This is a genomic window from Thermodesulfovibrionia bacterium (assembly GCA_030646035.1).
GTDB lineage: Bacteria > Nitrospirota > Thermodesulfovibrionia > UBA6902 > UBA6902 > JACQZG01.
In genome coordinates this window covers 1-12,985 of the sequence record JAUSMY010000036.1, presented here as the reverse complement: position 1 = coordinate 12,985, position 12,985 = coordinate 1, and the positions used below count along the sequence as shown (strand labels likewise).

Annotated in this window: 11 protein-coding genes and 1 tRNA gene; all 12 read right to left on the bottom strand. The window is 46.8% G+C overall.

Features of this window, described 5'->3' with window-relative positions:
* Positions 1 to 10: 10 nt before the first annotated feature.
* Positions 11 to 1,012, bottom strand: coding sequence for a potassium channel protein (locus tag Q7U10_05430; protein ID MDO8282052.1), 1,002 nt, complete (start codon positions 1,010 to 1,012; stop codon positions 11 to 13).
* Positions 1,013 to 1,120: 108 nt separating this feature from the next.
* Positions 1,121 to 5,227, bottom strand: coding sequence for a DNA-directed RNA polymerase subunit beta' (gene rpoC / locus Q7U10_05425; protein ID MDO8282051.1), 4,107 nt, complete (start codon positions 5,225 to 5,227; stop codon positions 1,121 to 1,123).
* Between the two features lie 3 nt (positions 5,228 to 5,230).
* A complete protein-coding gene (rpoB, locus tag Q7U10_05420; protein ID MDO8282050.1) occupies positions 5,231 to 9,220 on the bottom strand; it encodes a DNA-directed RNA polymerase subunit beta in 3,990 nt (1,329 codons plus the stop codon).
* 86 nt (positions 9,221 to 9,306) lie between these two features.
* A complete protein-coding gene (gene rplL, locus Q7U10_05415; GenBank protein ID MDO8282049.1) occupies positions 9,307 to 9,681 on the bottom strand; it encodes a 50S ribosomal protein L7/L12 in 375 nt (124 codons plus the stop codon).
* Between the two features lie 40 nt (positions 9,682 to 9,721).
* Positions 9,722 to 10,240, bottom strand: coding sequence for a 50S ribosomal protein L10 (gene rplJ / locus Q7U10_05410; GenBank protein ID MDO8282048.1), 519 nt, complete (start codon positions 10,238 to 10,240; stop codon positions 9,722 to 9,724).
* Positions 10,241 to 10,500: 260 nt separating this feature from the next.
* Positions 10,501 to 11,190 carry a 50S ribosomal protein L1 gene (gene rplA / locus Q7U10_05405; protein MDO8282047.1) on the bottom strand — a complete coding sequence of 230 codons (690 nt, stop codon included), beginning with the start codon at positions 11,188 to 11,190 and terminating at the stop codon, positions 10,501 to 10,503.
* Between the two features lie 38 nt (positions 11,191 to 11,228).
* Positions 11,229 to 11,660, bottom strand: coding sequence for a 50S ribosomal protein L11 (rplK, locus tag Q7U10_05400; protein MDO8282046.1), 432 nt, complete (start codon positions 11,658 to 11,660; stop codon positions 11,229 to 11,231).
* A 28-nt stretch (positions 11,661 to 11,688) separates the two neighbouring features.
* Positions 11,689 to 12,207, bottom strand: a complete 519-nt coding sequence (gene nusG / locus Q7U10_05395; GenBank protein MDO8282045.1) for a transcription termination/antitermination protein NusG — start codon at positions 12,205 to 12,207, stop codon at positions 11,689 to 11,691.
* 13 nt (positions 12,208 to 12,220) lie between these two features.
* Complete coding sequence (gene secE, locus Q7U10_05390; GenBank protein ID MDO8282044.1) at positions 12,221 to 12,406, bottom strand: preprotein translocase subunit SecE; 186 nt, start codon at positions 12,404 to 12,406, stop codon at positions 12,221 to 12,223.
* Positions 12,407 to 12,437: 31 nt separating this feature from the next.
* Positions 12,438 to 12,513: transfer RNA gene (locus Q7U10_05385), tRNA-Trp, on the bottom strand.
* Between the two features lie 76 nt (positions 12,514 to 12,589).
* Complete coding sequence (rpmG, locus tag Q7U10_05380; protein ID MDO8282043.1) at positions 12,590 to 12,742, bottom strand: 50S ribosomal protein L33; 153 nt, start codon at positions 12,740 to 12,742, stop codon at positions 12,590 to 12,592.
* Between the two features lie 38 nt (positions 12,743 to 12,780).
* The coding region (gene tuf / locus Q7U10_05375) for an elongation factor Tu (GenBank protein MDO8282042.1) at positions 12,781 to 12,985 on the bottom strand (205 nt) is incomplete at its 5' end.

Genomic DNA, 12,985 nt, shown 5'->3' with positions numbered 1-12,985 from the left:
TTGATTGATCTTACGCTCCGATCAACTGCGCAAGCTCTTTAAGCTGTTTCTTTTCACCCATTGCGATAAGCGTATCACCTGTCTTGATAATGCTTGATGATGTGGGGTTGAATTCCATCTCCCCTGTCTCTCTCTTTATCGCCACAATTATGACCCTCAATGCCTTGCGGAGCCCGCACTCATCAAGTGTCCTGCCGGTAAAGTTTGATTCCTTCTTAACCTTTACCTCTTCTATCTGGAGCTCAAGGTTTCCGCTGCGTGTTGCAAATTCTAAAAAGTCTACAACTGACGGCTTAAGAAGTGTGTGCGCTATCCTGAGCCCGCCGATCTGATAAGGCGATATGACGTTGTCAGCCCCTGCCCTTAGAAGTTTCTTGTCAGACCCTTCCTCGCCTGCCCTCGCAACTATCCTGAGCTTTGGGTTCAGCCCTCTGGCAGAAAGAACCACATACAGGTTGTCGGCATCTGACGGCAGCACCGATATCAGCCCCTTTGCCCTCTCGATACCAGCCTCTTTCAGGTCTGCATCCTGTGTCGCATCCCCTTTTAGCATGAGCACTCCCGGGCTTGCAAGCGCAGGGTTTTCAACTGAATTCTCAATCACTACAAAGGGCGCCCCGTGCTGGAGCATCTCCTTGCAGATGATCTTTCCCATCCTTCCATGCCCGCAGATAATATAGTGGTCTTTTATGCTTTGAATTTTTTTATCCAATTTGCTCCTCCCGAAAACCTCTCTGATTTCTCCTTCAAATATCAATCTGGCCCCGACGCCAAGCGCGTAAAGCATCGCTCCCACGCCAAACATTATAAGAATAATGGTAAAAAACCTTCCTGCCATTGAAAGGGGGTGGATCTCCCCATACCCTACAGTGGTCAGGGTTATTATCGTCATGTAAAGGGAATCGAATAAATTCCATCCCTCTACAAAAAAATAGCCTGCTGTGCCAAACGATATAACGCCGGCAATGACCAATATCGGGCGTATTATCCTTTCCTGTATATTCACGATCATTAATTATAAAGAATTATCAATAGTTTTTTGTGGTTTTTTGCCGGAAATAAAAAAAGGGATGAGCCTGTATGTGCAATACAAAACAGGCTCATCCCTACAAATTGAAAATTATTCTTTTTCTACTGTCCCAAGAAAAGTATCTTTATACCTCGGCATTCCTGTACCGGCAGGGATAAGTCTTCCCATGATCACATTCTCTTTAAGCCCTCTCAGCTCATCAGTCGCTCCGCTTATGGCCGCCTCTGTGAGCACCCTTGTGGTCTCCTGGAAAGAGGCTGCGGAGATAAAGCTGTAAGTGCTAAGTGATGCCTTTGTGATACCAAGCAGGATAGGTTTCGCCTTTGCAGGCTGCCCCTTCTGTTTCACCATCTTCAGGTTCTCGGCCTCAAAGTCTGCCTTGTCGACCTGCTCGCCTTCGAGAAATCCTGTATCTCCTGAATCCTCGATCTTCACCTTCTTCATCATCTGCCTGGCGATAACTTCTATGTGCTTGTCGTTGATAGAGACGCCCTGAAGCCTGTAGACCTTCTGCACCTCTCCCACAAGATAACGCTGAAGCTCTTTGGGTCCGAGGATCTCCAGTATGCTGTGCGGATTTACAGAGCCGTCCATGAGAGGTTCACCGGCTTTCACAAACTCGCCTTCGTTTACACTGAGGTGCTTGCCCTTTGGTATGTTGTACTCTCTCGTATCCGTGCCGCCTCTTACATTTACAACTCTCATGCCCTTGTGAAAGCCCTTGAATTCCACAATACCGTCGATCTCACTGACGACAGCATGTTCTTTCGGCTTCCTTGCCTCAAAGAGTTCGGCAACACGCGGAAGTCCTCCGGTGATGTCCTTTGTCTTTGAAGTCTCTCTCGGGATCTTGGCAATTATGTCACCGGGCTGTACGAGATCCCCTCTGTCAACAAGAAGATGAGAACCAAGTGAAAGCAGGTATCGCGCAATATTGTTTGTGCCCGGGATCTTCTGTGTGGCTCTCCCATGTTCATCCTTAATGGAAAGCCTCGGCCTTCTGTCAGGCGGGTACTCGATAACAACTTTATGCGAAAGCCCTGTAACTTCATCAACCTCTTCCTTAACCGTTACGCCTTCTATAATATCTCCAAGAGCTATCTTGCCGCCGACCTGCGTGACGATCGGTATTGAGTACGGATCCCACTCTACAAGCAGATCTCCCGCATTTATCTTCTGGCCATCCTTGACCTTTATCTTTGCTCCATAAACTACAGAATATTTTTCCTTCTCTCTTCCTTTTGAATCCACGATTGCGATGCTTCCATTACGGCTAAGCGCGACAAGATATTTTTCTTTATTGACATTATTAACATCATCGAACTGAACTGTAGGGAGGTCAATGAACTGTACCGATCCGTTATTCTTGGCCTTAAGCACGCTCTGCTCGACCATTCTTGTTGCTGTACCGCCGATATGGAAGGTTCTCATGGTAAGCTGTGTCCCGGGCTCACCTATGGACTGCGCTGCCACTATACCAACGGCTGCGCCTATCTCTACAGGTTCGCCTCTTCCAAGGTCCCTGCCGTAACACTGCCTGCAGACACCGTGTTTTGACTCACATGTAAGAACAGACCTTATCTTGACGTTGCTTATTCCTGCACCAACTATATCCTGAGAAAGCTGGCTGTTTATCTCCACGTTTCTCTTTGCTATCACCTTTCCGGTTATCGGGTCCTTAACATCTTCTGCTGATACTCTTCCGAATATCCTCTCCTCAAGCGGTTCAATGATCTCGCCGCTCTCTACAAGGCTTGCGACCTCGATCCCGTCACGTGTGCCGCAGTCATCCTGCGAAATAACAACATCCTGGGTGACATCGACAAGTCTTCTTGTGAGGTAACCTGAGTTTGCCGTCTTTAACGCCGTGTCGGCAAGCCCCTTTCTCGCGCCGTGCGTTGAGATGAAATATTGAAGCGGCGCCAGCCCTTCCCTGAAGTTAGCGGTTATCGGGGTCTCGATGATCTCACCCGAAGGCTTTGCCATAAGTCCCCTCATTCCTGCCAGCTGCCTTATCTGTGCGGCAGAACCCCTTGCGCCGGAATCTGCCATCATGAAGATATTATTAAATGAACGAAGCTCTTTAAGTTCGTCATCAGTAAGCTTTTCAACATGCTTTACGCCTTCAGCGCCCAGTTCCTTCATCATCGCATCCGCGACCTTCTCTGTGACCTGCGCCCATATGTCCACGACCTTGTTATACCGCTCGCCGTTTGTGATAAGGCCGTCAGAATACTGTGTCTCTACATCCAGTACCTCATGCTCCGCCTTCTTTATGAACTCGGTCTTCTGGTGCGGGATATGCATGTCATCTATGCAGATCGAGGAACCTGATATGGTCGCATATTTAAATCCTATCTTCTCAATATTATCAAGGAAAGCGACCGTCTCTTTTCTTCCAACCCTCTTGTAGTAATAGCTGATAAGCTTTCCGACCTCTTTCTTGGTCATTACCTTGTTCACCATCTCATATGGTATATCTTCATGCACTATCTCATTAAGGATGATGCGGCCGACTGTTGTGTCAACAAAAGCGCCGTTCATTCTCACCTTAACAGCGGCATGCACGCTTACTACTCCTGCATCATAAGCTATCCTCACTTCTTCCGGACCGTAAAAGGTCTTGCCTTCTCCTTTTGCCCCTGTCTTCTTCTTTGTGAGATAGTAAATGCCCAGGACCATGTCCTGCGAAGGTATTGTTATCGGCTCACCGTTAGAAGGGTTGAGGATATTATTAACAGACATCATAAGCACCCTTGCCTCTATCTGCGCCTCTATCGAAAGAGGAATATGAATAGCCATCTGGTCGCCGTCAAAGTCAGCGTTAAATGCCGTACATACAAGCGGGTGAAGCTTTATAGCCTTGCCCTCTACAAGCACAGGGTCAAATGCCTGAATGCCAAGTCTGTGAAGGGTCGGCGCCCTGTTAAGAAGGACCGGATGCTCCCTGATGACCTCGTCAAGACAGTCCCAGATAGCCTCATCTCCCCTCTCAACCATCTTCTTTGCAGCCTTTATCGTAGTGACATATCCCTTCTCTTCAAGCTTGCTGAAGACAAAAGGTGTGAAGAGCTCAAGCGCCATGCTCTTTGGAACTCCGCATTGATGGAGTTTAAGATCAGGACCTACAACGATAACCGAACGGCCTGAGTAATCAACCCTCTTACCAAGGAGATTCTGCCTGAAACGCCCCTGCTTGCCCTTGAGCATATCACTGAGTGATTTGAGAGGCCTCTTTGTAGCAGCCTTCAGTACCTTACTTCTCCTGCCGTTATCAAACAGCGCGTCAACAGCCTCCTGCAGCATCCTCTTTTCATTACGTATGATAACGCTTGGAGCCTTAAGCTCCATAAGCCTCTTAAGCCTGTTATTTCTATTAATGACCCTTCTGTAAAGATCGTTAAGGTCAGATGTTGCAAATCTGCCGCCTTCAAGCGGAACCAGCGGACGAAGGTCAGGCGGAAGTACCGGTATGACATCCATTATCATCCAGTCAGGTTTGTTGCCTGATTTCCTGAACGCCTCTACAACCCTCAGCCTCTTGGTAAGTTTTCTCTTGACGCCTATTGAGGAAGATGCCTGGATCTTGAGCCTTAATGACTTGCTGAGGGCATCAAGATCTATGCTTCTGAGCAGTTCCCTTACAGCCTCTGCGCCTATGCCTGCCTTGAACGTGTCGCCTAATTCCTGTGTCTTTTTTCTAAACTCCTCATCTGTGAGAAGGTCTTGTTCCTTCAGCTTGGTATCGCCGGGGTCAACAACAACATAGCTCTCAAAATAGAGCACCCTCTCAAGCTGTCTCATGGTCATATCAAGAAGAGTGCCTATCCTTGAAGGTATCCCCTTTAAAAACCATATATGAGCAACAGGGGTCGCCAGCTCTATGTGGCCGAGCCTTTCCCGTCTTGCCTTTGCCTGGATGACCTCAACGCCGCACTTATCACAGACCACTCCCCTGTGTTTCATCCTCTTGTACTTGCCGCAGATGCACTCCCAGTCCTTGACAGGGCCGAATATCTTGGCACAGAAGAGGCCGTCCCTTTCAGGTTTGAAGGTACGGTAGTTTATTGTTTCAGGTTTTGTAACCTCTCCATATGACCATGCCCTTATCTTTTCAGGAGAGGCAAGCTTTATCTTTATCACCTCAAACTCTGTCGGGTTTTTCGGCTTTTCAAAAATCGAATATATATCTTCCACGTGTTATTTACCCCCTTTTCCCTTATCCGAGGCTGTATGTTTGTGCTTTTCAGAACCCTGGTCTCCGTCGTGTGACAGCTTGTCTTCCAGAAGTTCCACATCAAGGCCAAGGCTCTGGAGTTCCTTGATAAGAACATGGAATGATTCAGGAACGCCCGGCTCAAGATTTGCATCGCCTTTGACAATAGCTTCATAAACGCGCGACCTTCCGGCCACATCGTCACTCTTTACAGTAAGAAATTCCTGAAGTGTGGATGCAGCGCCGTATGCCTCAAGCGCCCAGACCTCCATCTCACCGAGCCTCTGTCCGCCGAACTGCGCCTTGCCTCCGAGCGGCTGCTGCGTTACAAGTGAATAAGGCCCTATGGAACGCGCGTGCATCTTGTTCTCTACCAGGTGATGGAGCTTCATCATATACATGCAGCCTACCGTAACAGCGTTATTGAAAGGCTCCCCGGTCTTGCCGTCATGCAGGATTATCTGCCCGCTTGCAGGCAGTTTTGCCTCTCTTAACAGATCCTTTATCTCTGTCTCTTTAATACTTTCAAAAACAGGCGTAGCCACAAATATCCCAAGCTCCTTTGCCGCCCACCCGAGATGAATCTCCAGGATCTGACCCACATTCATACGTGAGGGAACGCCAAGAGGGTTAAGGACTATATCAATAGGTGTCCCGTCAGGCATATAAGGCATATCCTCTTCAGGAACTATTATAGAGATAACTCCCTTATTGCCATGCCTTCCTGCCATCTTGTCTCCGACCTGGATCTTCCTCTTCATGGCTATATAAACCTTTACGGTCTTAAGAACACCCGGAGGAAGCACATCGCCTTTCTTAAAGTTCTCCTTCTTCTCTTCGTAATAGCTTTCAAGCTTCTTTAAACCCGAGAGTATCTCCTTTGCAATTGCTACAACCTCTTCTGTGATATTCTCGTTTGCGATACCTATCTTGGAAAGAAGTTTATCAGGGACCTCTTCAAGGATCTTTGCTGTAAGCTGTTTCCCTTTCGCGCATATGAGATCGCTTGTCTTTTGAGACTTTATCCCTTCAGTAACCGTCTGATTCAGCAGAAGCTTTCTCATCCTGGCATAGTTGTTCTCTTTTAATATGGCCGCCTCATCCTCATGGTCGCGTTCAAGGCTGGCTATCTCATCCTCTTCAATGCTCTTTGCCCTCTTGTCCTTCTGGGCGCTCTTTCTTGTGAATATCTTTACATCCAGCACAGTACCGTTGATCCCGGGCGGAACATAAAGGCAGTCCTCTCTGACCTCTTCAGCCTTTTCACCGAAGATGGCCCTGAGTAACTTCTCTTCAGGTGTAAGCTGTGTCTCGCTCTTTGGGGTGACCTTGCCGACAAGTATATCTCCGGGCTTGATCTTGGCACCTATTCTTATTATCCCGCTCTCATCAAGGTTCCTGAGTGCCTCTTCGCCGATGTTCGGTATATCCCTTGTTATCTCTTCAGGCCCGAGCTTTGTCTCCCTGGCCTCTATAGAGAACTCTTCGATATGTACTGATGTATATACATCTTCCTTAACGAGGCGTTTGCTGATAATAATGGCATCCTCAAAGTTGTACCCGCCCCATGGCATGAAGGCAAGCATGACGTTCTTGCCGAGGGCCAGTTCGCCCATGTCGGTAGCAGGCCCGTCAGCTATTACCTGTCCTTTTTTTATAGAGTCCCCCAGCTTTACGATAGGCTTCTGATTAACGCTCGTAGCCTGGTTGGATCTATAGAACTTTACGAGTGTATAAATATCCACTCCGCCGTCATTAGCCTTGATTATTATCCTTGCAGAATCAACAGACGCAACTTCTCCGGCCCGTTTGGCAGTTATGACAACTCCAGAACCCTTGGCTGCTACAACTTCCATTCCGGTGCCGACCCTTGGGGCTTCTGTATGGAGCAGCGGGACAGCCTGCCTCTGCATGTTGGAGCCCATGAGCGCCCTGTTGGCGTCATCATTTTCAAGAAAAGGAATGAGCGCTGTTGCAACGCTGACGATCTGTTTTGGAGAGACATCCATATACTGAATGTCATTGGGGTTCAGCATCTTAAAGTCCCCTCCTGACCTGCCTGCGACAGTCTCACCTATGAGGTTGCCGTCCTTATCCAGAGGAGTCGTTGACTGCGCAATGATATGCTTTTCACCGTCTATGGCAGACAGATACTCTATCTCTTTAGTAGCGGTGCCGTCTTTCACTATTCTGTAAGGAGTCTCTATGAAACCAAAATCATTGACCCTTGCATAAGTGGCCAGCGATGTTATCAGTCCGATATTCGGGCCTTCAGGAGTTTCAACAGGACATATACGGCCGTAATGAGTAGGGTGAACATCCCTGACCTCAAAACCTGCCCTCTCCCTTGTAAGACCGCCGGGCCCGAGGGCACTGAGCCTTCTTTTATGCGTTATCTCTGATAAGGGGTTTGTCTGATCCATGAACTGGCTCAGCTGGCTCGATCCGAAGAACTCCTTGATCACGGCAATAACAGTCTTTGCGTTTATAAGGTCATGCGGCATTGCAGTCTCAAGTTCCGCAAGTATCATCTTTTCCTTGATGGCCCTCTCCATCCTCACAAGGCCTATCCTGAACTGATTCTCCAGAAGCTCGCCGACAGCCCTTATCCTTCTGTTTCCCAAGTGGTCAATATCATCGATCTCTCCGCGGCCGGCCCTTAACTCAAATAAATAACGGAAGATCTCAATGATATCCTTATCCGTCAGGATCCTCGTCTCCAGAGGAATGTCAAGGCGCAGGCGTTTGTTCAGCTTCAACCTTCCGACAGTTGAAAGATCATATCTCTTGGGGTCAAAGAAGAGCCCGTTGAAGAGCGCTTCAGCATCGGCCATAGAAGGCGGGTCTCCAGGCCTCAGCTTTTTATATATCTGGGTGAGCGCCTCATCTTTAGTAACTACCTTATCCATCATTAATGTGTTTCTAAGTGAAGGAAGATACCTGATGCCGTCAATGAACAGGAGCTGAAGCTCAACCTCTTTAAAAGAAGATATCTTATTAAATATATCCTCGCTTATTTCTTCGTTGCTTTCCAGAATGACCTCTCCGGTCTCAGGGTCAATAATGTCCTTCAGCGTAACCCTGCCGATAAGGTCTTCTTTCAAGAGAGGGATACTATCTATCCCGGCAGCCTGGATCTTCTTATATACAGAGTCTGTGATCTTGCCGTTCTCTTTGACTATTACCTCTTTTGTCTTTGGAGCGATTATCTCGATAGACGCCCTCAACCCTACCAGCACATCACTTACCTTGCGGGTCACAGCGCCTTTTTTGATATTTATGACTTCAGTGGGATAATACATCTTCAGGATAGCTTCTTCGGAATAGTCAAGGGCCTTGAGTATTATCGTGGCAGGAAGCTTCTTCCTTCTGTCGATCCTTACATAAAGGATATCTTTTGAGTCGAACTCAAAGTCAAACCATGACCCTCTTGCCGGTATTATCCGGGCAGAAAAAAGCGTTTTACCGCCTAAGCTCGTCTTTACCTTGTCCGGGCTGAAAAATACTCCGGGTGACCTGTGCAGCTGGCTTACAATGACCCTCTCGATGCCGTTAATAATAAAAGTGCCGGTATCTGTCATCAGCGGGAGCTCTCCTAAATAAACTTCCTGCTCCCTGGATTCTTTTATTATTTTTTTGCCGGAATCATCTTTTTCCCAGAGATTCAGCCTGACCTTTATCTTTAAAGGGGTCGCATAGTTCACGCCCCTCTCCAGGCATTCCCTTGCATCAAATTTAGGCTTGCCGACTACATATTCGACAAACTCCATGGATGCTGTTTCATTATAATCAAATATAGGGAAGACGCTGCTGAAGGCCGCCTGTAAACCTATATCCTCTTTTTTGGAAGGCTGGATATCCTGCTGCAAGAAACGGTAATAAGATCGCTTTTGGATCTCAAGAAGATCAGGAATGGCAAGCACCTCTTCTGACGACTTCCCAAGATTTTTTCTAACCCTAGAACTACTGGCCATATTTCTCCTTTTGTAAACAGAAGTTTATCCATCGGGCACAGTCCGGCATCTGAACCGTCTGTGCCCGAAACTCGTTTATCAATTATTTACTTAACTTCTACAGTTGCGCCCTGCTCTACAAGCTTTGCCTTGATCGCCTCTGCTTCATCCTTTGTCACGCCGGTCTTAACAGGACTTGGCGCGCCGTCAACAAGGTCTTTTGCCTCTTTAAGGCCGAGGCTGGTGATCTCCCTGACAACCTTTATCACCTGTATCTTCTTGTCACCCGCTGCAGTAAGAACTACATCAAAGCTGGTCTTCTCTTCCACGGCTGCTGCTGCCGGAGCTGCTGCTGCCGCTGCCGCGACAGGCGCTGCTGCGCTGACGCCGTATCTTGTCTCAAACTCCTTAATGAACTCTGATATCTCCAGAATCGTCATCTTGTCAATAAATCCAAATACATCTTCCTTTGTTGCTGACATGTTCCCTCCTGATTTTTTTAAAATAAATTATAAATTTAGTTTATGAATCACGCTTAGTCTTAAGCGCTTCCATTGCGTAAACAATCTGAGCGACTGACGCATTCAGCAGCCTTGCAAGCTTGCTGATAGGCGACTGCATGGCCCCGATAAGCATTGACAGCTGAACTTCTCTTGACGGAAGCTCTGAGATCGTCTTGATCTCCGCGGCATTGCAGACCCCGCCTTCAACAATCCCTCCTTTGATCTGGAGCTTTTCGTTTCCCTTGCTGAACTCAAGCATCTTCTTGGCAAGCAAAACAGGATCATCATAGCCGAACGCCACTCCTAACGGGCCTTTGAATATCTCTTTTGCGGCATCAACAGGTGTATCAACTGCAGCTCTCTTGGCAAGAGTGTTCTTTACTACCCTGTATTCGAAGGAATGTTCCCTCAGCTTCTGCCTGAGATCGGATATCTCTTCAACAGTGAGCCCTCTGTAATCGGTAAAGATAAGACCTGTTGCCTTGTTGAACTTTTCGTGGAGCTCTGCTATTACGTGGACTTTCTCTTCTTTCTTCAGCTTCTTTCCCCCCTTTCCATATAATCAGAGACCCCGGTTTGAGAGTTGAAAATTAAGAGTTGAGAGTTTAAAGGTATTGAAAACAAACTAACCTTAAACTTTTCACTTTCAGCTTTTAACTTTTTTCCGATCTGCGCAGGTCGATACGGCCCGTTTCCGGTCTCGTGTCTCTCTTGTTTAAGCTGCCCTGTAAAAATGGGCAGCACCTGCGGTCTCTGACCTTTATATTTATCAGCCTTATAATGGCTGATCCCTGCAATCTATGCCGGTACTGCTGTCTGTGTATCTACGGGTACACCTGCTCCCATAGTTGATGAAACAGATATCTTCTTTAAAAATTTCCCCTTGCTTGTAGAAGGCTTTGACCTGACGATAGATTTAATGACAGATTGGGCATTGTCAAAAAGCTTTTCGCTCTCAAATGAGACCTTGCCTATCGGGACATGGATAATGGCTCCCTTTTCTGTCTTGTACTCTACTTTTCCGGCCTTTGCCTCTTTAACGGCATTCCCTACATCAAAAGTAACAGTACCTGTCTTCGGATTAGGCATGAGACCCCTTGGCCCCAGCAGCTTGCCTATCTTACCGACAACACCCATGATGTCAGGAGTTGCAATTACTCTGTCAAACTCAAACCAGCCCTTGCTTATCTTATCGGCAAGGTCATCAGCGCCTACAAAATCAGCTCCGGCATCCATCGCCTCCTTGCCCTTATCGCCTTTTGCAAAGACCACGACCCGCACTTCCTTCCCGAGTCCGTGAGGGAGAACAACACTGCCCCTTACAAGCTGGTCGGATTTCTTGGCGTCAATGCCGATATTAACGGCAAGGTCAACGGTTTCATCAAACTTCGTATGCGCAAGCCCTTTGACAAGGTCAATCGCCTCTTTCAGGTTATATTGATTTTCCCTGTTTATCTTTCCTTTTGCTTCATCATGTTTCTTGCTCATTGTTCCCCCAATAAAAAACCAAAATTGATATTGAATTTTTAACCTGTTATCTCTACTCCCATACTTCTGGCAGTTCCTTTTATGGTCTCCATAGCCTTTAAAAGATCGAATGCATTCAGATCCGGCATCTTGGTCTTGGCTATCTCTTCCACCTGTGCCATGGATATCTTCCCGACTTTATCCTTATTAGGAACGCTGGAACCCTTGATGATGCCGGCAGCTTTCTTTATGAGCTGAGAGGCAGGCGGCGTCTTTAATATAAAAGTAAATGACCTGTCCTTATATATAGTAAGAAGAACCGGAACGATGGTATCTCCCATCGCCTTTGTCTGAGCATTAAAGGAATTGCAGAAATCCATAATATTGATGCCGTGAGGCCCGAGCGCAGGCCCTATGGGCGGAGCCGGGTTAGCCTTCCCTGCAGTTACCTGAAGTTTTACCATTGCTGTTACTTCTTTTTGTGGTGCCATTTATTCCTCCAACAAATCCGATTTATTTTTATGTCTTTTCAACCTGTAAGAAATCCAGCTCAACAGATGTCTGTCTGCCGAATACGCTGACCATGATCTTCAGCTTATTGTGAACATCATCTATCTCATCAACAAAACCGTTAAAATTGGCAAAGGCGCCGTCAGTTATTCTTACATCATCACCCTTGTTGAACTGGGTCTTGACCCTTGAACCGGAACCGTCTTCCATCTGGCGTATAATAACGTCCACTTCTGCCTGCTCAAGCGGGGCAGGTATCTCACCGCCTACAAACCCTGTGACTCTCGGTGTGCTGCTGACAAGATGCCAAGTCTCGTTATTAAGCTCCATCTTTATCAGGATATATCCCGGATAGAACTTCCTTTCCAACTGCTTCTTTTTCCCGGCCTTCAGCTCTACCACCTTTTCGGTAGGTATCATTATCTGTTCGATCTTTTCAGTCAGCCCCCGCCTGCGCGCGCCGTCCTCAATAGTAGCCTTGACCTTATCCTCAAAACCAGAGTAAATATGCACAACATACCATTCCATAGTTACATTTCCTTTATTTAATAACAAAATCTATGATTTTCGAAAGAACCAGATCTATCGCTCCAAGGAAAAATGCTGTAATAAATACCAGGACAAGCACGACCTTGGTCGAACCTATCACTTCCTCCCTGCCCGGAAAGACAACCTTCTTTAATTCTGCCTTTACTTCCATGAAAAATAATTTTATTTTTTCAAACATTCTTTCGCCTTCCCTTTAAAATAAAGTAAAATGGCAGGCCAGGAGGGATTTGAACCCCCAGCCCTCGGATTTGGAGTCCGGCGCTCTACCGTTAGAGCTACTGGCCTATACCAAAATCAAAATAAAAAATTAATATGCTCAAAATATCTTGCTTAATTTTGATCTTTAATCTTTGGGTTTTCTCTATGCCTTTGTCTCTTTGTGAATTACGTGCTCCCTGCAATGCTTGCAGTATTTCTTGAGATTAAGCTTCTCTTTTGTATTCTTCTTGTTCTTGGTGGTCGAGTAATTCTTGTGCTTGCAGCTTGTACACTGTAAAAGTATTATATCCTGCATTATCCCGTTTCCTTTTAGTGTTTAGAATATGTTCGGTTCTATTCAATTATCTTTGCGACAACACCTGCTCCAACTGTCCTTCCGCCTTCTCTTACTGCAAATCTCAATCCCTCTTCCATCGCTATATTGCTTATGAGCTCAACTTCTATATTTACGTTGTCTCCGGGCATTACCATCTCTACTCCCTCAGGAAGCTGTGCTATTCCTGTAACATCGGTCGTCCTGAAGTAGAACTGGGGCCTG